Genomic DNA, 18,737 nt, shown 5'->3' on the forward strand with positions numbered 1-18,737 from the left:
GTTGGCTGATACGGCGAATGCGCGATGATCCAGTGCAGTGATAGTCCCCCGGCAGCTTTTATCACTGCGATGCATGAAGGCATAAACAGCCTTCTGATAGTGCTGCCGTGGGGCGCGCGTCGTTGGCTATGCTGCCATTCTGCAAATCCCTCCTGCATCTCTCCCTTCGAGGACATAACAATGAGCATGACGTTTTCCGGCCAAGTGGTCGTAGTCACCGGAGCGGCCAACGGTATCGGCCGGGCGACCGCCCAGGCATTCGCTGCCGAAGGTTTGAAAGTGGTGGTGGCCGATCTGGACGCGGCAGGGGGCGAAGGCACGGTGGCGCTGATTCGTACAGCCGGTGGCGAAGCGACCTTCGTGCGCTGCAACGTTACTGTCGAAAACGAAGTGAAGAATCTGATGGACGAGGTGATCAATACTTACGGGCGCCTCGACTACGCCTTCAACAATGCCGGGATCGAAATCGAGCAAGGCAAGCTGGCCGACGGCTCGATGGACGAGTTCGACGCGATCATGGGCGTCAACGTCAAAGGCGTGTGGTTGTGCATGAAGTATCAGTTGCCGTTGTTGCTCGCTCAGGGCGGCGGGGCGATCGTCAACACCGCGTCGGTGGCGGGGCTCGGCGCGGCTCCGAAGATGAGCATTTATGCGGCGTCGAAACACGCGGTGATCGGCCTGACCAAATCGGCGGCGATCGAATATGCGAAGAAGAAAATCCGCGTCAACGCCGTGTGCCCGGCGGTGATCGACACCGACATGTTCCGCCGCGCCTACGAGGCCGACCCGAAGAAAGGCGAGTTCGCCAACGCGATGCACCCGGTCGGGCGCATCGGCAAGGTCGAGGAAATTGCCAGCGCCGTGCTGTATCTGTGCAGCGATGGCGCGGCGTTTACCACTGGCCATTCTCTGGCGGTGGATGGTGGCGTCACCGCCTTCTGATGGGTTGCCGCAAGACTTGAGAAAGCCCGCCTTGCTGCGGGTTTTCTTGTTGTCGCCCGTCAATTCCGCGAATCCGTTAAACAATGTGTATCAAATAGTTAGAACTGTCGCTTTTGACGGCTTTGTCGCACAGCCTGCAGGCCGTGGCTGTGATTTACTGCCGCCAGCAAAACGGACAGGAGTTTGCGTGCTCATGGAATTGAGAATTGACCGACTGGCAATGGTGCCGGTCGTACAGCAGATTGTTGATGGCATGACCGAGTGGATCTCCCGAAGTGGTGTGGCGCCGAGCACGCGGCTGCCCTCCGTCAGGCAGATTGCGCGCGCCAATCTGCTCAGTCAGTCGTGTGTGGCCGAGGCCTGCGAGCGGTTGGTGGCGCAAGGCATTCTGGCTCCCCGTCAGGGCGCCGGGTTCATGGTGGCCGCCCACGGCGGCGGGTTGGTCGGGATTGACTGCGAGCAAGTGGAGGACGGCTTGAAACTCGGCGAGGGTGGCTTGCCGCAAAGCTGGCGGGAGTCCGATGACTTGAGTTACGCGATCCGTCAGGTGGCCCGTACCGACATGGCCAGTCTGTTCAATTACAGCAGCCCGCTGGGTCTGCCGGCCCTGCGCGAACAGATCGTCAAACGCTTGAGGCTGATCGGCGTCCAGTCCCGAAATGAGCAGGTGCTGACGACCTCCGGTGCCAGCCACGCGCTTGATCTGCTCGTGCGCACGCTGTTCAAGTCCGGGGATTGCGTGGTGGTCGAAACCCCCGGGTACGCGCAACTGTTTGATTTGTTGCGCCTGCACGGGGTGCAGATGCTGGAAGTGCGTCGCACCCCGAGCGGGCCGGACCCCCAGGGCCTCGAAGCGCTGTTGCGACAGTTCCGGCCGGTGGCGATGTTCATCAACAGCCACCACCACAATCCCACCGGCTCCTGCCTGACCCTGGGCGTTGCACAACAGATCCTGCAATTGTGCAACGCCCACGATGTGCGCGTTATCGAAGATGATGTCTACGCTGACCTGCACAATGGTAATGGCACACGCCTGGCGGCACTCGACGAGCGAGTGATCTACATCGGCAGTTTTTCCAAGACCCTGAGCAGCTCGCTACGTGTCGGGTTCGTGTATGCCGAGCCGCCGCTGATAGCGCGTCTGGCGCGGGTCAAGATGATCAGCAGCATGGGCACCTCGAGTTTCAATGAGGCAGTGCTGGCCAGTCTTCTGGCCAATGGTGCGTATCGCAAAATGGTCCAGCGTCAGCGTCAGCGCCTGAACACTGATCGGATTGCCGCGTTGCAGGCGTTGGAAGATGCCGAATGGGAGGTTTTCGGCAAGCCGTGTGGCGGCCTGTTCATCTGGGCCCGGGCACCGCTGAGCGATCCCGCCCGTTTGCATGGGCAGGCGCAATGCAGTGGCGTGCGCCTGTGTGCTCCGGGGGCTTTCAGCCCCAGTGGCGAAGTCGGTGAGTGGCAGCGGATCAATGTCGCCTATGCCTGTGATCCACGGGCCCGGCAGTTTTTTCGCAGCACTCGCGTGAATCGACCTCAAGCGTTCTGAAAACGACGCGTGCGTAGCTTTTTGCCATTATTCCGACTCCAGAGACTTGTGCTGCTCCATGGCCGTTGCGAATCTTCGGCAACAGACTTTGGCAGGGGACTACGCGCAATGATTTCCGCCGTGCAAGGACGTTTTGCCAACCTCGGTATGGCGAAGAAACTGGGTATCGGGTTCGTGCTGGTGCTGCTGTTGACCGCGCTGGTGGCCGCCATCGGTGTCTGGTCCCTGCTGACCATCAGTCAGCGCTTCGATGGGCTGAAGCAGATGTCGTCGCTCAACAGTGCACTGCTCAAGGTGCGGCTGCTGGAGCAGGATTATGCGCTGCACAGCAACCCGAAAACCGTCGATGCCTTGCACGAAGGCGTAGACGCTTTGCTGGCTCAGGCGGCGCAGCTCAAGGCGCAGTCACCGGCCAACGTGGCGGTGATGGGCGATGTCGAGCAGGCATTGGGCGCTTATCGCAAGGCTTTCGATGAGTTTGTCTCGCTGACCCAGGCCAAGGATCTGGCGCTGGAAATGGCCAGTTGGTCGGTGTCCAGCGTGGCCAATAACCTGGATGTGCTGCAAGCCGGGCTGGCCGATGACGGCGCGTATACCTTGAAGGACACCGAGGGCAAGGACGGCGCGCAATTCATCGAGCAGGCCAGTCAGGTCAGCCAGGTGTCGCGGCTGATGCTGCAGGCGATGAACGAGGCGCGGATTCGTCTCGACCAGAGCCGCAAGGGCGATGCCGAGAGTGCCGGCAAGGGCAACATCGAGCAGGCCGCTCAGGCCCAGGCTCAGGCCGAGCAGTTGAAGACCACGGTCAAGGATGAGGGCTACCTGACGGTCCTCAATGAAGTGTCCGGGCACATCGCCGGTTTCAACGACAAACTCGCCGAGTACACCGGCCTGCTGGCCCAGGAAAAAACCGTCTACGAACAGTTGCACCAGCGTGCGTCGCAGGTGATGGAGCGCGTGGATCAGGCCTATGGCGCCGAGGACGGCGCGATGCAGGCGGAACTGAAGAAGAACTCCGCGTTGATCATCGGTTCTTCGGCGCTGGCATTGCTGGTCGGGCTGATTGCCGCGTGGGTCATCACCCGCTTGATTGTCGCGCCGTTGCGCAGCGTGATGCGGGTTGCACAGCAGATTGCGGCCGGGGATTTGAGTGCGAGGGTAGAGGTCACCCGGCGTGATGAAATCGGTCAACTGATGCTGGCGATGCAGCAGATGGGCACCGGGCTGAGCACGATCGTCAGCGGTTTGCAGGCGGGGATCGAGCAGTTGGCCAGTTCCGCGCAGTCGCTGTCGGCGGTCACCGAGCAGACCAACCTCGAGGTCAATAGTCAGAAGGAAGAGACCGAGCAGGTGGCCACGGCCATGAACCAGATGACCGCCACCGTGCATGACGTGGCGCGCAATGCCGAGGAGGCGGCACTGGCTGCGCAAACGGCGGATGGCAAGGTCGAAAGCGGTCAGCAGGTGGTGCGCCAGAGCATGGCGCGGATCGAGCAACTGGCGGACTCGGCGACGTCGGCCAGTTCGAGCATCGAAAGTCTCAGTGCGCAGATCCAGAACATCGGAACGGTGCTGGATGTGATCAAGAGCGTTGCCGAGCAGACCAATCTGCTGGCGCTCAACGCCGCGATCGAGGCGGCGCGGGCCGGGGAGCAGGGCAGGGGCTTTGCGGTGGTGGCCGATGAGGTTCGCGCGTTGGCGCGGCGTACGCAGCAATCGACCGAGGAGATCGAGCGGCTGGTCAGTGCATTGCGTTCGGCGGCGCATTCGTCGGTGCAGCAGATTCAGAGCAGTGGTGAATTGGTGAAGCTGGCGGTCAGTGATGCGCTGCAGACCGAGAGTGCGCTGGGCAGTATTGCGGCGGCGGTTTCGTTGATTCAACAGATGAATCAGCAGATTGCGGCGGCGGCCGAGGAGCAGAGTTCGGTGGCCGAGGAGATCAATCGCAGTGTGACGAGTATTCGTGCGAGTGCGGATCAGTCTTCGATGGCGATGCGGGGGAATGCGGTTTCGAGTGTTGAGCTGGCGCGGTTGGGGGGGGAGCTCAAGGGGATGGTTGGGCATTTTCGGCTTTGACGCTTTTGACTTGGCGGCCTCTGGGCCGACCAGGTTCTTGGGGTTTTGGGTGTATATCCGTTGCTTCGGGTGTTGCGGCTGGCGGTTTCGCCCTTACGGCGACTCCCTTTGGCAAACGCCCCAAAGGAAGCAAAGGTCTGGGCCCCGGCGTTCGGCCCTCGCCTAGGCTCGGGTTCCTTCGCTGCGGGATTCATCCGGGCGCATCGCCTCCGGTTTGCTTCGCTGCACCTCCTCTCGATGTGTTTGGCTGCGCCAAACGGTCGCTGCGCTCCCACCCCCGGATAAACCCCTTCACTCAGCCTGCCGAAGGGGCCGGCACGGCAAGATCAAGAGCTGCAGTCGAGCTAACGCTCATCCTGTGTAGGAGCTGCCGAAGGCTCGGGCCGCGTTCGGACGATCTTTTGATCTTGATCTTGATCTTGTGGGAGCTGGCTTGCCAGCGATGGCGGCCTGACAGCCGACCAGTCTCCAAATGACCACACCCATTCCAACTGTAGGAGTGAGCCTGCTCGCGATGGCGCCCTGAGAGCCGACCATTCTCTAACTGAATATTTTCAATGGCAGCCAGCCACCACCCACAAAAAAGCCACCTCTCGGTGGCTTCTCTCAACTCTCGATCATCAGTCGTAGATCACTTTCTTCTTCCAGTCCGCATCGGCTTCGACTTCTTTGAGGCCTTCGGTCAACTGGTTCACTTCGCCCTCAACCGGAGCAATCTTGTCCATGACCTGGGCATTGGCGCGGGCCAGGAGTTTTTCCAGGTATTGCAGTTGTTCCGCGTACATCTGCGGATCTTGCTGTTTGCGCAGGTATTGCACGCCGCGTTCGAAGGCGAGGCGGGCCTGGCCGGGTTGGTTTTGTTGCAGGGACTGTTGGCCGAGGTTGTTGAAGAATTCGATGTGCAGCAGGACCAGGATGTGGCGGACTTCCTTGATCCAGTGTTTGGCTTCGTTTGGTGGCAGGAAGCCGTCGTGGGCGGCGCGGGTGATCTGGCCGTGCAGGGCTTCGAGCAGAAAGCGGACGTCTTTGGCTTTGGCCTCGGTCAGGATCGGTGCCGGCGGGTTGTTGACCGGGATCGATTCGCCCTGGGCCACCAGTGCGCTGAGTTCGGTGATCCGCGCTTTCAGGGTAGCGCTGGTTTTTTCCAGGTTCAGCAGGCGCTGGCAGACGTTCAGCTCCAGTCGGGTCAGCAGCAGCTTGAGTGCCGGGGTCATGAACTGGCCGGGGAAGGTTTCGGTCAGTTCGCCGCAGCGGCGCAGGCGGTCGTTGAGTTCGACTTTGGTGCGGGCCTTCTCCAGTTTGTTGTTTTCCACCACATGGTTCATGTAGCCAATGGCGATCAGAATTGCGATCCCGGCTATGACTAGCAGGGTGATCATGAGTGGTGTCACCGGTAAGACCTCTTTATAGGGTTCGCATGCGAGTGTAGTGGCTGGACATTCAGGCGCCCAGCGCCGCTCGACGAGTTGATTCAGCAGCTTCTGTCTATATCGGCTGCACACTGCTTATATGAATGCTGGCGCGAGGTGCGCAGATTGCCATCATTGTGTTGCGGACTATAACGCCTTGGCGAGTGGCGGAATATAGGCGTCAATCGTCGGGCGATGGAAAAGTCCGAATGCTCCCGTAAAGCAGGTCGAAGTCATTGATTTAAATAAATTTATATTCGGGGGTTGACGACCTCCCAAACCATCCATAGAATGCGCGCCACTTGCAGCGTAAAGCACACAGCGAAACGCGGCAGGGAGTGAATGTTGTAGCGTGTCCCCTTCGTCTAGTGGCCTAGGACACCGCCCTTTCACGGCGGTAACAGGGGTTCGAGTCCCCTAGGGGACGCCAATGCGGGAATAGCTCAGTTGGTAGAGCACGACCTTGCCAAGGTCGGGGTCGCGAGTTCGAGTCTCGTTTCCCGCTCCAATTTTAAACAGCACTGCTTTCGGGCGGGGCTGAGTGAAACCAGAACCAAGTCTTCGGATGCGGATCTGGACACCGAAACACACACCATGTGTTCCGGGTAGCGTGTCCCCTTCGTCTAGTGGCCTAGGACACCGCCCTTTCACGGCGGTAACAGGGGTTCGAGTCCCCTAGGGGACGCCATTTGCGGGAATAGCTCAGTTGGTAGAGCACGACCTTGCCAAGGTCGGGGTCGCGAGTTCGAGTCTCGTTTCCCGCTCCAAATTCTAAAAGCGCCGCTCAGTGAGCGGCGTTTTTATTAGTGAAAGTTGTAGCCTGTCCCCTTCGTCTAGTGGCCTAGGACACCGCCCTTTCACGGCGGTAACAGGGGTTCGAGTCCCCTAGGGGACGCCATTGCGGGAATAGCTCAGTTGGTAGAGCACGACCTTGCCAAGGTCGGGGTCGCGAGTTCGAGTCTCGTTTCCCGCTCCAATTTCACAAAAACGCCGATCAGTGATGATCGGCGTTTTTGTTTGTGCAGCGTTTTGTACGCAACAAAAAAGGACCTTCGGGTCCTTTTTTGTTTTCACGTCAGGCCCGCTGAAGCACGGGCCTGTGCCTTATCAGAGCTTCGGTAGCTGGCCGACACGGCCCATCATTTCAGTGACGATCTGCAGGTCGAGCAGGAACTGGTCAACCGTCTTGAACTCGCCATCGGTATGCCCGGTGTATTTCACCTCAGGTCGCGCCAGGCCGAATTGCACGCCATTCGGCAGTTCATGTACCGAGGTTGCGCCGGCAGACGTGCCGAACTCGTGCTTCATGCCCAGATTTTCGGTGGACACTGCCAGCAGGGCTTTGACCCATTCGCCTTCCGGATTGCGGTACATCGGTTCGGCGATCGAGTAGGTGAAGTTCACGGCAACGTGGGTTTTCTTGCTCCAGGCCGCCAGCTTGTCAGCGATTTCTTTCTTCAGCACTTCTGGCGATTTGCCCTTCGGCACGCGCAGGTTGACTGCCAGTTTGAAGGCTTTGTCGTCCACGCCAACGTAGGTCAGCGAGGTGGTCAGCGGACCCATGAACGAATCGGAGAAGCCCACGCCGAGTTTTTTCCCCAGGTAATCCAGGCCCCAGTTGTTGGACGCATAGCGTGCAGCGTCGGTGATCTGGTTGTGCTTGAGCGCCACCTTGCCGTCGAGGCTGTTGATGAAGTCGAGCATCCGTGCGACCGGGTTGACGCCGGACTCGGGCTCGGAGGAGTGCGCGGACACACCGGTGACGCTCAGCTTGACGTCTTTGCCATCAACCTTGGCCGCGACTTCGAAGTCACCACCGTGTTTTTTTGCGTACTCGTTGCCGGCCTTTTGCAGGCTCGCCGCCAGTTGCTCGGGCTGGTCGCTGACGAGGGTCGCGACCGAAACCGATGGAATCTGGTTGGTTGCCAGGCCGCCGGTCATCGAGATGATTTCTGCGCCGCTGCCTTCAGCCTTGCGCAGCGGGAAGTTGGCCATGACCGTGCCGTAGCCTTTTTCGGCAATGACCACCGGGTAGCCACCGTCCAGCGCCATGTTGTAGTTCGGCGTCGGGTTGTGTTCGAAGTAGTACGGGATCGCGTCGCCGGTGGTTTCTTCGGTGGTGTCCACCAGCAGTTTGAAGTTGCGTGCCAGCGGCAGTTTTTCTTCCTTGATCACTTTCATCGCGTACATCGCGACGACGATGCCGTTCTTGTCGTCCTCGGTGCCGCGACCGTACATGCGGTCGCCGATCAGCGTGACTTTGAACGGATCGAGTTTGGTGCCGTCCTTCAGCACCCAGTTTTCCGGGGTGACAGGGACCACGTCGGCATGCGCGTGGATGCCCACGACTTCGTCGCCACTGCCGTCGAGGGAAATTTCATAGACGCGGTTGTCGACGTTGCGGAACTTCAGGTTGAACGATTCGGCGAGGTTCTTGATCTTTTCGGCGATCTTGATGAACTCCGGATTGTCGTGCTGGGCCACGCCTTCTTTCTGGAAGGTCGGGATTTCCACCAGTTCGCGCAGGGTTTCCAAGGCGGCTTTGCCGTACTTGGCGCGGGTGTAGATGCCCAGCAGGCGATTGATCTCGTTCTGCTGCTCGGCGGTCAAGGTCTTGTTGTCGAGAAAACCGTTGATCGCCGGGGCGAGGTTGTCGGTCTTGCTCAGATCGCTTTTCGCTACGGCACCGAGAAACTGACGAAAATCGCTGACCGTCGTATCGTTGAAGGTCTTGAGGATCGCAGCACTTTGCTCAGGGGTGATGTTGGCCTGGGCAGGCAGGGTGAACGACGAAAGACTGGCCAGAGCCAGGCTGGCAGCGGCCAGGCGCTTGAGAGAAAAATTCATTGCGGTGGGCATTCCTTTGCAGGCAGTTGAGAGGGAAGTGTTTGAAAGTTGAAACAAATCTTTTCCAAACTAACACCACGAAGGTGTTGAAGGGGAGTCCCTGAAGTGGGATCCGTCGCACAGAAATGCAAAAGCGGCGCACAAACGAAAAAGGCCCGATCGGCGTTCAACCGATCGGGCCTTTGCTCTGAACGCGGCTTACATCGACAACACCAGCCTGCCGGCGAACAGAATCAGGATCACACCCATGCTGCGCTCGAACCAATGGCCCATGCGCATGAACAGGGTCCGCACCCGGCTGCTGGAAAAAAACAGCGCGACGATCACGAACCACAGCGCATTGACGAAGCACATCCAGACACCGTACAGCGCCTGGATATTCAGCGGGGTGCTGGCGCTGATGATCGTGGTGAAGATCGCCAGGAAGAACAGCGTGGCTTTGGGGTTGGTGGCATTGGTCAGAAAACCGGTGCTGAACGCCTTGAACAGCGACTGCTCGACCAGCGGCTCGTCAGCGCTCTTTTCGCCTTCTAGCGTGGTCTTCGGTTTACTGCGGATCAGACTGATGCCGAGGTAGAAGATGTACGCGCCACCGATCACCTTGGCCACCGTCAGCAACCACGGCGTGGTGTGCATCAGGGCGCCAACCCCGAGCAAAGTGTAGAGAACGTGCACGGAAATGCCGGCGCCGATGCCCAGTGCGGTGCAGATGCCTACCAGTCGGCCGAAGCGTACGCTCTGGCGAATGGTCACGGCGAAGTCCGGGCCGGGAGCGACCACGGCCAGAAAGTGAATGGTGGCCAGCGCCAGAAACTCGCCCAGGTAGTTCGATAACATCTCAGCTCCAGAAGGTCAGGGGTGAAGCATTGCCGCGATAGCCGACAAAGAACGAAAGGCTCAGTCGCGGATCCGTTACGCCCGGGGTCACCGAGTGCATGCAGCGCGAATTGAACATGATGAAATCTCCCGGCTGCGGCCGCACTTCCAGGGTCGGTGGACCGAGCAGCGCCGGGTCGATGCCGTAACTGTCGCCACGCATCTGGTCGAACTGATCCGGGGTGATGTCGTCGTCCCACATCTGCAGTGCGCCGCCCTCGGTCGGCATGTTCAGGTACACGTTGCAGGCGAATTGCGCTTCCAGGCTGCGGGCCTGAAAGCTGTCCGGGGCGTCCTTGGCGAAAATGTCGTGGTGGGCGAGGAAGCACACGCCGGGTTTGACCACCCGCGACAGGCCGACATACATCTTGCGCCCATAGAGGTTTTCCAGATGTGCGCCGGCCGGCCATGATTCGTCGAGCATGCAGCGCAGAGTGTCGACCGGCGAGGAGTAGGGCGCACAGCGCTCGCGCAGTTCGGCGATGTTGCGGGTGGCGCGTTCGAAGTAGTCCTCGATCAGCAGCGGCTGATTTTCCGCCTCGTAAAACGCCATGCCGATGCGGCCGATGCTCGGCGCGTTGATGTAGCCCTCGAAGCCCGGAGCAAGAATCTTGTCGCCAATCTCGATCGCCAGCGGCTCGGGCAAGAAGCCTTTGACGCGGATGGCGAGGACTTCTTCGTTGGCCAGTTTTTTTATGCACGTCTCATCGAGACGCTCGACGTCTAGCATCATTGTTTTTAGGTCCATCTATCGATAGTCAACGGAACCGGCGAGTGCGGTTCCCCGGCGTCGAACGCTGCGCGGAGCAGCGTCCGAGATGCTTAATCCACGCTGTAGTGGACGGATAACGTGCCTTTCTTCTGCGAAAGCGAGGCGATCGTGACTGTGCCCAAATCCTTCAGGCTGCGTACATGGGTGCCACCGCAGCCATAGGCCGGCAGCTCGCCGAAGCCGATTTCCCGTGCGCCTTCGCGCAGCGAGGTCAGGCGCGGCAGATCGTGTTCGATCCACTGACTGATACCGTGTTGAACGGTTGGCGCGTCGACTTCCTGAGCGGCATCGCCCGGCTTGAATTGCACCCGGCCCTCGTCCGGCCAGTGGTGCGCCTTGATCGGCGTCCAGCCCATGGCCTGCAGGAAATGCCCGATCAGGTGCCCGGCCGAATGCATGCGGGTGTTGTAGCGGCGACGTTGTTCATCCACGTGAATACAGGTCATGCCGGGTTTTACCGGGCGATCGACGTAATGCACGATCCGGTCAGGTTCCTGCACCACGCGCAGCACCTGGCTTTCGCCAATCATGCCGGTGTCACAAGGCTGACCACCGCCTTGCGGATGAAACAGCGTGGCGCGCAGCACCACGGCAAATTCGTTCTCGTGGGGCGTGCAGTCGAGGACTTCCACATTAGCCTTGAGGTCATCACTATGGAAAAAGAGGCGAAGCGTCATATTCCATGCCCTTATTAAAGTGTCTGTTTTTATTATATGAATCGTGCAATAACGTGATAATCCGTTCAAACATCAAAGGACTTGTGCGCTGTGAGCATCAATCTTCCGCTGCCACTGCTTGGTGAAATGGCGATCTTCGTCAAGGTCGTGGAGACCGGCAGTTTTTCCGAGGCGGCCCGTCAGCTGGGCTCGTCGCCTTCCGCGATCAGTCGCAGCATTTCGCGGCTGGAAAAGGCCCTGGCCACGCGTTTGCTGCAGCGCACCACGCGCAAACTGCGTCTGAGTGACGGAGGCGAGGAAGTGTTCAAGCGTTGTCAGGAGATGGTCAGCGCCGCCAAGTCGGTGATGGAGATCAGCGGGCAGTTCACTCACGAAGCGGAAGGGCTGGTGCGGGTCAGTGTGCCGAAAGCGGTCGGGCGATTCGTGATTCATCCGCACATGCCCGAGTTTCTGCGGCGTTATCCGAAGGTCGATGTCGAGTTGCTGCTGGAAGACCGTCAGGTTGATCTGATCGACGATCATGTCGACCTGGCGATTCGTATCACTGACCGTCCGCCGGCCGGGCTGGTCGGGCGGCAGTTGCTGACCATCGACCATTTGCTCTGCGCCACCCCGCAATACCTGGCCGAACACGGTACGCCGACTCACCCGCATGACCTGCTGAATCACAGTTGCATCTATCTGGGGGAAACCCCGAGCGATGCGCGCTGGAAATTCAAGAAGGGCAGCAAAGCGGTGACCGTCGGCGTGCGTGGTCGTTATGCCGCCAACCATACCGGCGTGCGGCTCGGGGCAGTGTTGCAGCACATTGGTATTGGCAGCTTGCCGTATTTCACCGCGCGTTATGCGCTGGAGCAGAAGTTGATTGTGCAGGTGTTGCCGGAGTGGACGTTTCTCGCTTCCTACCATGGCGGCCTGTGGCTGCTGCATTCACCGACGCGTTATCTGCCGCCGAAGCTGCGAGTGTTCATCGATTATTTGGTGGAATGTCTGGAGAAAGAGCCGACGTTGAGCAAGCCGGGCAAGGCGGGGGCGCCGAATAATCTGGCGCTGGCGTATGAATTGCCGGAGAGCGAGGGGCTGCTTTAAAAGCAAAAGATCGTCCGAACGCGGCCCGAGCCTGCGGCAGCTCCTACACAATCCCTGTAGGAGCTGCCGCAGGCTGCGATCTTTTGATCTTTGGACGCTTAGTGCTTGCTGTCCTGGGCAGACATCGCCAGCAACTGTTTTTCCTGACTCCAGTCGAACGGTTCGTCGTTCTGTTCGGCTTCGTAGCGACGTTCTTCCAGTGCCTGATACAGATCGATTTCTTCATCAGACAGATAGTGCAGGCAGTCCCCAGCGAAGAACCACAGCAGATCCCGCGGAATCAGGTGGGCAATTTGCGGATAACGGGTAATTACTTGGGTCAGGATGTCCTGGCCCAGGTACTGGCTTTCGATCGGATTGATCGGCAGGGACGCCAGCAGTTCGTCAAAGCGCTCCAGGAACAAGGCATGGCTTTCTTCGGGAACCTGTTCGGCCTCACCTACGGCGACCAGGATACTGCGCAGGTGGTCGAGCAAAACCAGATGATCGGCAACGACGTTGGACACGAGATAAGTCCTCAAGAGCAAAACGGGCGCGGGAGTATAAAGCTCTCGCGCCCGTTTTTCACAAATAAACAGCTACACGGTCGTCAGCATCAGCGGACTTTGCCCTCAGCCTGCTTCAGTTCTTCCTTGTCGAAATCATCGACGTCGATCACTTTGCGGCGTGCCGCTTCGGCGTCGCGCAGGGTCTGCGCTTCCGCCGCTTGCAACACCCCGGCCTCCAGTGCGGCGTCGATGGCGTGTTCGCCGGCGACCGGTTTGACCTGACCGCTTTTCAGCGCCGTGTGCAGTTTCTTGTGCAGCGGTTGTGCGGCATTCAGCAGATCGCTGGCGTGTTGCAGAGCACCAACGGCATCGTCGGCGGACTGCGGGCGATAGCAGCCGGCGAGCAGTTCTTCGAGGGTCGGATCGCCTTTGGCCCGGCCGATCACTGCGGCGACTTCGGCACCGAGCTTGTCCGATGGGCCTTTGTGGCGACGGCCGAACGGGAACACGATCACTCGCAGCAGGCAGCCAAACACTTTGTTCGGGAAGTTGCTCAGCAGCTCATCCAGCGCCCGTTCCGACTGGCCGATGCTTTCTTCCATGGCCCAGCGGAACAGCGGCTCCATATGCGCCGGCGAATCCAGGTCGTGATAACGCTTGAGCGCAGCGGAGGCCAGATACAGGTTGCTCAACACATCGCCCAGACGTGCGGACAGGCGTTCGCGACGCTTCAGTTCGCCCCCCAGCAACATCATGCTGAAGTCGGCGAGCATGGCGAAAGCCGCTGCCTGCCGATTGAGGGCACGGAAGTAGCCCTGACTGATCCTGTCTCCGGGCGCATGTTCGAAGTGTCCCAGGCCCAGGTTCAGCACCAGGGTGCTGGCGGCATTGCTGACGGCAAAACCGATGTGCTTGAGCAGCAGGCCATCGAATTCTTTCAGTGCCTGTTCCTTGTCTTCACGGCCGGCGAGGGCCATTTCCTTGAGGACGAACGGATGGCAGCGAATGGCGCCCTGACCGAAGATCATCAGGTTGCGCGAGAGGATGTTCGCGCCTTCCACGGTGATGAAGATTGGCGCGCCGTTCCAGCTGCGCCCCAGGTAGTTGTTCGGCCCCATGATGATCGCCTTGCCGCCGTGCACGTCCATGGCGTGGGTGATGCACTCGCGGCCGCGTTCGGTCAGGTGATACTTGAGGATCGCCGACAGCACCGACGGTTTCTCGCCCAGATCCACCGCGTTGGCGGTGAGCATGCGCGCGGCGTCCATCATCCAGGCGTTGCCGCCGATGCGCGCCATGGCTTCCTGAATGCCTTCGAAGGCCGACAGCGGCACGTTGAACTGTTCACGAATCTGCGCGTATTGACCGGTCACCAGACTGGTGAACTTGGCCGCGCCGGTGCCGACTGCCGGCAGCGAAATCGAACGCCCGACCGACAGGCAGTTCATCAGCATCATCCAGCCCTTGCCGAGCATGTCCTGGCCGCCGATGAGGTAGTCCAGCGGGATGAACACGTCTTTGCCGGAGTTCGGGCCGTTCATGAATGCGGCACCCAGTGGCAGGTGACGACGGCCGATTTCCACACCCGGTGTATCGGTGGGAATCAGCGCCAGACTGATGCCGAGATCTTCCTTGTCGCCCAGCAGATGCTCCGGGTCATAGGCTTTGAAGGCCAGACCGAGCAGGGTCGCGACCGGACCGAGGGTGATGTAGCGTTTTTCCCAGTTCAGGCGCAAGCCGATGACTTCCTCGCCTTCCCACTGGCCCTTGCAGATGATCCCGGTGTCCGGCATGGCGCCGGCGTCGGACCCGGCCAGCGGGCCGGTGAGGGCGAAGCACGGAATGTCATCACCACGGGCCAGTCGCGGCAGGTAGTGATTGCGTTGTTCGTCCGTGCCGTAATGCAACAGCAGTTCGGCCGGGCCGAGGGAGTTGGGCACCATCACCGTGGAAGCGAGGTCGCCGCTGCGGGTGGCGAGTTTCATTGCCACTTGCGAGTGGGCGTAGGCGGAAAAGCCCTTGCCGCCGAATTCCTTGGGAATGATCAGGGCGAAGAAGCCGTGTTCCTTGATGTGGCTCCAGGCTTCGGGCGGCAGGTCCATCGACTGGCCGATCTGCCAGTCAGTGACCATCGCGCAGAGCTCTTCGGTCGGGCCGTCGATGAACGCCTGTTCCTCTTCGCTCAGTTGCGCCTTGGGATAGGACAGCAGTTTGTCCCAGTCGGGGCGGCCGCTGAACAGCTCGCCGTCCCACCACACGGTGCCGGCATCGATCGCGTCGCGTTCGGTCTGCGACATCGGTGGCAGGGTTTTCTGGAACCAGTTGAACAGCGGCGCGGTGAAGTGTTTGCGGCGCAGGTCAGGCAGCAGCAACGGTGCGGCAACTGCCGCAAGCACCACCCACAACACCAGCAGCAACCAGCCCGGGGCATGGCTGAAAATGCCCATCGCCAGCAGGTAAATGGCGACGATACCCAACGCGGGCAGGGGGGCGATGCGGCGGTGGGCGAGGTACGCCACACCGACGATCAGAACCAGTATCCACAACAACAGCATATGTAATCCTCCGTGAACCAAGGCAAACCGACCCTCCAGAGCTTAGACGGCATCTGTAAAACGGGGTGGTCAGAACCTGGTGATTGAACTCGTGGGAAACCCCGGATGGTTTTCGTAGGTTCGGTGGGCAACACCCGTGGGAAATCGTTCGCCGTTCCCGCGTCTTCGCGTGCATGTTTGGCCGAAACGTCGTTATCTCTGTGCTTGAGCTGTCGCTAGACTCGGGGCTCACCCAGGAGAACATCGTCATGCGCGAGTATCTGAGCCCCGGCCGCTTCATCGATAGTGACCACCCGGCGGTGGTGGAGTTCGCCGAACAACAGCGTGGTGCCAGCCGCGACCCGCTCGCGCAGGCGATCAGTCTCTATTACGCCGTGCGCGAAGCAGTGCGCTACAACCCGTATACCTTCAGCCTCGACCCGCAGACCCTGTGCGGCAGTCATGCGCTGGCGGCCGGGGAAAGTTATTGCGTGCCCAAGGCCACATTGCTGGCCGGGTGCGCACGGCATTGCGGCATTCCCGCACGCATCGGACTGGCCGACGTCAAGAATCACCTGTCGACCCCGCGTTTGCTGGAGTTGTTGCGCAGCGATGTGTTCGCCATGCACGGTTACACCGAACTGTTCCTCAACGAGCGCTGGGTCAAAGCTACGCCGGCCTTCAATCAGCAACTCTGCGAATTGTTCAATGTCGCACCGTTGGAGTTCGACGGGATCAATGACAGCGTTTTCCATCCGTACAACCGTGACGGCGCGCTGTTGATGGAGTATCTGGTCGATCACGGCCAGTTCGCCGATGTGCCGGAACAGTTCTTCTTCGAACACCTGGAAAAGTGCTATCCGCATCTGTTCGGCGATCAACAGGCGAGGGTGCTGGGCGATATGCAGAGTGATTTGAGTCGGGTCTGATCCGGCGTATGCTGCCTGCCCACTCACTTGAAAAGAGGCGGTCATGCTGAAGATCTGGGGACGGAAAAACTCATCGAATGTCAGGAAGCCGCTGTGGGCCGCCGAGGAACTGGGCCTGGCCTACGAGGCGATTGACGCGGGCGGCGCCTTCGGTGTGGTCGACACGCCTGAATACCGGGCGATGAACCCGAACGGCCGGGTGCCGGTGATCGAAGATGACGGCTTCGTGCTGTGGGAATCGAATGCCATCGTGCGATACCTGCTGGCCAGGCATGCACCGAACAGCGCCTGGTATCCGGCAGACCTGCAAGCCCGGGCCATCGCGGACAAGTGGATGGATTGGACCACCTCGAGTTTTGCCGGGCCGTTCCGCACCGTGTTCTGGGGCGTGTTGCGTACCCCAGCGGACCAGCAGGACTGGCCGGCGATCAACGCCGCAATCAAGGAATGCACCGCGCTGCTGGCCATGGCCGATCAGGCCCTCGCCAGCCAGCCGTACCTGTCCGGCAGCGAAATCGGCATGGGCGATATTCCGCTGGGCAGTTTCATTTATGCCTGGTTCGAGATGCCGATCGAACGCGCCGCGCAGCCGCATCTGGAAGCGTGGTATGCACGGTTGAAGCAGCGTCCGGCTTATCAGAAAGCAGTCATGACCGCGTTGACTTGATAATAACTATCGACACTCTTGACTGTACTTGTGTAGCGGCGGCAAGCACCATTGCGCTCATGCGCCGTGGTTGTTTTGTTCGCCGCCCGGCCCAATCTTTCCTTTTCTTCCCTTCTTGGTGCGTAAATCCGATATGAGTTCCGCTCTGTCCATCCGGCAGCTAACCAAAACCTACGGCAACGGGTTCCAGGCCTTGAGTGGTATCGATCTGGACGTCGCCGAAGGTGACTTTTTCGCCTTGCTCGGCCCCAACGGCGCCGGCAAATCCACGACCATCGGCATTCTCTCGACCCTGGTCAACAAGACCAGCGGCACGGTGAATATCTTTGGTCATGACCTGGACAAGAATCCCGCCGCGCTCAAGCGCTCGATCGGCGTGGTGCCCCAGGAATTCAACTTCAACCAGTTCGAAAAAACTTTCGACATCGTCGTGACCCAGGCCGGTTACTACGGCATCCCGGCGAAGATCGCCAAGGAACGCGCCGAGCAGTACCTGACCCAGCTCGGCCTGTGGGACAAGCGCGATGTACCGTCGCGTTCGCTGTCCGGCGGCATGAAACGGCGTCTGATGATTGCCCGCGCGCTGGTGCATGAACCGCGGCTGCTGATCCTCGATGAGCCGACCGCTGGCGTCGACATCGAACTGCGTCGCTCGATGTGGACGTTCCTCACCGAGCTGAACCAGAAAGGCATCACCATCATTCTCACCACGCACTACCTGGAAGAGGCCGAGCAGTTGTGCCGCAACATCGGCATCATCGACCACGGCACCATCGTCGAGAACACCAGCATGAAACAGCTGCTGGGCCAGTTGCACGTCGAAACCTTCCTGCTCGACCTGAAAAACGACTTGCACGCCGCGCCGCAATTGCTCGGCTATCCCGCGCGGTTGCTCGACGGCCATACCCTGGAAGTCCAGGTCGACAAATCCATGGGCATCACCGCGCTGTTCACCCAATTGGCGCAGCAGAAGATCGAAGTGTTGAGCCTGCGTAACAAAACCAATCGCCTCGAGGAGCTGTTCGTGTCCCTGGTGGAGAAAAATCTGTCGAAGGTGGCGGTATGAGTTCCGAGTTCCGCCCCAACCTCGTCGCCCTCCAGACCATCGTTTATCGCGAGGTCAAACGCTTCACGCGGATCTGGCCGCAGACCTTGCTGCCGCCGGCGATCACCATGGTTCTGTACTTCGTGATTTTCGGTAACCTGATCGGCAAGCAGATTGGCGGCATGGGTGGCTTCAGTTACATGGAGTACATCGTGCCGGGGCTGATCATGATGTCGGTGATCACCAACTCCTACGGCAACGTGGTCTCGAGTTTCTTCGGCAGCAAGTTTCAGCGTTCCATTGAGGAGCTGATGGTCTCGCCGGTGTCGCCGCACACCATCCTGATCGGCTTCACCATTGGCGGCGTGCTGCGCGGTTTGATGGTCGGGGTCATCGTGACCATTCTGTCGTTGTTCTTCACCCATCTGCAGGTGCATCACCTCGGCGTGACCTTGCTGGTGGTGATCCTGACCGCGACGATCTTCTCACTGCTGGGCTTCATCAACGCGGTGTTTGCGCGCAACTTCGATGATATTTCGATCATCCCGACGTTTGTGCTGACGCCGCTGACCTACCTCGGTGGGGTGTTCTACTCGATCACCTTGCTGCCGCCGTTCTGGCAGACCGTGTCGCTGGCCAACCCGGTGCTGCATATGGTCAATGCCTTCCGTTACGGCATTCTCGGGGTGTCGGATATCCGCATCGGCATCGCGATCACCTTCATGCTGGTGGCGACCGTGGTGCTGTACCTCGGTTGTGCGCGGTTGCTGGTGAGTGGGCGCGGGATGCGGACCTGATCCGAAACCGCGTCGCTGCCATCGCGAGCAGGCTCACTCCTAC

At 59.9% G+C, this 18,737-nt stretch carries 14 protein-coding genes, 6 tRNA genes and 2 pseudogenes; 15 read left to right on the forward strand and 7 right to left on the reverse strand.

Annotated elements, in window-relative coordinates; all coding sequences use genetic code 11:
- Window positions 1-180: 180 nt before the first annotated feature.
- From ACU680_RS03295 to ACU680_RS03310, 4 genes and pseudogenes are all read left to right on the forward strand, one after another.
- Window positions 181-942, forward strand: coding sequence for an SDR family oxidoreductase (locus ACU680_RS03295; protein WP_367085384.1), 762 nt, complete (start codon window positions 181-183; stop codon window positions 940-942).
- 193 nt (window positions 943-1,135) lie between these two features.
- Entirely contained in the window at window positions 1,136-2,488 is a 1,353-nt protein-coding gene (locus tag ACU680_RS03300; RefSeq protein WP_367085383.1) for an aminotransferase-like domain-containing protein, read from the forward strand.
- Between the two features lie 264 nt (window positions 2,489-2,752).
- Window positions 2,753-3,655: pseudogene (locus ACU680_RS03305) on the forward strand (HAMP domain-containing protein); the annotation flags it as partial.
- Between the two features lie 315 nt (window positions 3,656-3,970).
- Window positions 3,971-4,564 (forward strand): annotated as a pseudogene (locus ACU680_RS03310) (methyl-accepting chemotaxis protein); the annotation flags it as partial.
- 620 nt (window positions 4,565-5,184) lie between these two features.
- On the opposite strand, the gene ACU680_RS03315 reads toward ACU680_RS03310, so the two are convergent.
- Complete coding sequence (locus ACU680_RS03315) at window positions 5,185-5,943, reverse strand: hypothetical protein (protein WP_045122196.1); 759 nt, start codon at window positions 5,941-5,943, stop codon at window positions 5,185-5,187.
- A 384-nt stretch (window positions 5,944-6,327) separates the two neighbouring features.
- Here ACU680_RS03315 and ACU680_RS03320 point away from each other — a divergent pair.
- The 6 genes from ACU680_RS03320 (at window position 6,328) to ACU680_RS03345 (ending at window position 6,949) form a co-directional block, all read left to right on the forward strand.
- A tRNA-Glu gene (locus tag ACU680_RS03320) sits at window positions 6,328-6,403 on the forward strand.
- A gap of 2 nt (window positions 6,404-6,405) precedes the next feature.
- A tRNA-Gly gene (locus ACU680_RS03325) sits at window positions 6,406-6,481 on the forward strand.
- 104 nt (window positions 6,482-6,585) lie between these two features.
- A tRNA-Glu gene (locus tag ACU680_RS03330) sits at window positions 6,586-6,661 on the forward strand.
- Window positions 6,662-6,664: 3 nt separating this feature from the next.
- Window positions 6,665-6,740 (forward strand) — tRNA-Gly (locus tag ACU680_RS03335).
- Between the two features lie 55 nt (window positions 6,741-6,795).
- Window positions 6,796-6,871: transfer RNA gene (locus tag ACU680_RS03340), tRNA-Glu, on the forward strand.
- A 2-nt stretch (window positions 6,872-6,873) separates the two neighbouring features.
- Window positions 6,874-6,949, forward strand: a tRNA-Gly gene (locus ACU680_RS03345).
- A gap of 131 nt (window positions 6,950-7,080) precedes the next feature.
- Here the strand turns inward: ACU680_RS03345 and ACU680_RS03350 are convergent.
- The 4 genes from ACU680_RS03350 to ACU680_RS03365 form a co-directional block, all read right to left on the reverse strand.
- Window positions 7,081-8,820: a dipeptidase gene (locus tag ACU680_RS03350; protein ID WP_448178640.1), complete on the reverse strand. Its 1,740-nt coding sequence runs from the start codon at window positions 8,818-8,820 to the stop codon at window positions 7,081-7,083.
- A 198-nt stretch (window positions 8,821-9,018) separates the two neighbouring features.
- The gene (locus ACU680_RS03355) at window positions 9,019-9,657 is read right to left on the reverse strand and encodes a LysE family translocator (protein WP_096797798.1); all 639 of its coding nucleotides are present in this window, start codon (window positions 9,655-9,657) and stop codon (window positions 9,019-9,021) included.
- Between the two features lies 1 nt (window position 9,658).
- Entirely contained in the window at window positions 9,659-10,429 is a 771-nt protein-coding gene (locus ACU680_RS03360; RefSeq protein WP_007967561.1) for a 2OG-Fe(II) oxygenase, read from the reverse strand.
- 89 nt (window positions 10,430-10,518) lie between these two features.
- Window positions 10,519-11,145, reverse strand: coding sequence for an alanyl-tRNA editing protein (locus ACU680_RS03365; RefSeq protein ID WP_007967562.1), 627 nt, complete (start codon window positions 11,143-11,145; stop codon window positions 10,519-10,521).
- Between the two features lie 90 nt (window positions 11,146-11,235).
- On the opposite strand from ACU680_RS03365, the gene ACU680_RS03370 reads away from it, so the two are divergent.
- The gene (locus tag ACU680_RS03370; RefSeq protein WP_027612331.1) at window positions 11,236-12,234 is read left to right on the forward strand and encodes a LysR family transcriptional regulator; all 999 of its coding nucleotides are present in this window, start codon (window positions 11,236-11,238) and stop codon (window positions 12,232-12,234) included.
- A gap of 98 nt (window positions 12,235-12,332) precedes the next feature.
- On the opposite strand, the gene ACU680_RS03375 is transcribed toward ACU680_RS03370, so the two are convergent.
- A complete protein-coding gene (locus tag ACU680_RS03375; protein WP_448178641.1) occupies window positions 12,333-12,740 on the reverse strand; it encodes a PA2817 family protein in 408 nt (135 codons plus the stop codon).
- An 89-nt stretch (window positions 12,741-12,829) separates the two neighbouring features.
- Window positions 12,830-15,277 (reverse strand): acyl-CoA dehydrogenase, encoded by a 2,448-nt coding sequence (locus tag ACU680_RS03380; RefSeq protein ID WP_448178642.1) that lies wholly within the window; start codon window positions 15,275-15,277, stop codon window positions 12,830-12,832.
- A gap of 248 nt (window positions 15,278-15,525) precedes the next feature.
- On the opposite strand from ACU680_RS03380, the gene ACU680_RS03385 reads away from it, so the two are divergent.
- The 4 genes from ACU680_RS03385 (at window position 15,526) to ACU680_RS03400 (ending at window position 18,694) form a co-directional block, all read left to right on the forward strand.
- Window positions 15,526-16,185, forward strand: a complete 660-nt coding sequence (locus ACU680_RS03385) for a transglutaminase-like domain-containing protein (RefSeq protein WP_448178643.1) — start codon at window positions 15,526-15,528, stop codon at window positions 16,183-16,185.
- A 43-nt stretch (window positions 16,186-16,228) separates the two neighbouring features.
- Window positions 16,229-16,852 (forward strand): glutathione S-transferase family protein, encoded by a 624-nt coding sequence (locus ACU680_RS03390; RefSeq protein ID WP_123588805.1) that lies wholly within the window; start codon window positions 16,229-16,231, stop codon window positions 16,850-16,852.
- Between the two features lie 133 nt (window positions 16,853-16,985).
- Complete coding sequence (locus ACU680_RS03395; RefSeq protein WP_448178644.1) at window positions 16,986-17,918, forward strand: ABC transporter ATP-binding protein; 933 nt, start codon at window positions 16,986-16,988, stop codon at window positions 17,916-17,918.
- Window positions 17,915-18,694, forward strand: coding sequence for an ABC transporter permease (locus ACU680_RS03400; RefSeq protein WP_098965044.1), 780 nt, complete (start codon window positions 17,915-17,917; stop codon window positions 18,692-18,694). The genes ACU680_RS03395 and ACU680_RS03400 overlap by 4 nt, the downstream gene beginning before the upstream one ends.
- The last annotated feature ends 43 nt before the right edge of the window (window positions 18,695-18,737 follow it).

It is taken from the genome of Pseudomonas sp. LF020 (assembly GCF_053456425.1).

What these genes read in the sequence shown, in the direction of transcription:
- ACU680_RS03295 (WP_367085384.1), top strand. Translation starts at nt 181, where the DNA reads ATGAGCATGACGTTTTCCGGCCAAGTGGTCGTAGTCACCGGAGCGGCC.
- ACU680_RS03300 (WP_367085383.1), top strand. Translation starts at nt 1,136, where the DNA reads ATGGAATTGAGAATTGACCGACTGGCAATGGTGCCGGTCGTACAGCAG.
- ACU680_RS03315 (WP_045122196.1), bottom strand. Translation starts at nt 5,943, where the DNA reads ATGATCACCCTGCTAGTCATAGCCGGGATCGCAATTCTGATCGCCATT.
- ACU680_RS03350 (WP_448178640.1), bottom strand. Translation starts at nt 8,820, where the DNA reads ATGAATTTTTCTCTCAAGCGCCTGGCCGCTGCCAGCCTGGCTCTGGCC.
- ACU680_RS03355 (WP_096797798.1), bottom strand. Translation starts at nt 9,657, where the DNA reads ATGTTATCGAACTACCTGGGCGAGTTTCTGGCGCTGGCCACCATTCAC.
- ACU680_RS03360 (WP_007967561.1), bottom strand. Translation starts at nt 10,429, where the DNA reads ATGATGCTAGACGTCGAGCGTCTCGATGAGACGTGCATAAAAAAACTG.
- ACU680_RS03365 (WP_007967562.1), bottom strand. Translation starts at nt 11,145, where the DNA reads ATGACGCTTCGCCTCTTTTTCCATAGTGATGACCTCAAGGCTAATGTG.
- ACU680_RS03380 (WP_448178642.1), bottom strand. Translation starts at nt 15,277, where the DNA reads ATGCTGTTGTTGTGGATACTGGTTCTGATCGTCGGTGTGGCGTACCTC.
- ACU680_RS03385 (WP_448178643.1), top strand. Translation starts at nt 15,526, where the DNA reads ATGCGCGAGTATCTGAGCCCCGGCCGCTTCATCGATAGTGACCACCCG.
- ACU680_RS03390 (WP_123588805.1), top strand. Translation starts at nt 16,229, where the DNA reads ATGCTGAAGATCTGGGGACGGAAAAACTCATCGAATGTCAGGAAGCCG.
- ACU680_RS03395 (WP_448178644.1), top strand. Translation starts at nt 16,986, where the DNA reads ATGAGTTCCGCTCTGTCCATCCGGCAGCTAACCAAAACCTACGGCAAC.
- ACU680_RS03400 (WP_098965044.1), top strand. Translation starts at nt 17,915, where the DNA reads ATGAGTTCCGAGTTCCGCCCCAACCTCGTCGCCCTCCAGACCATCGTT.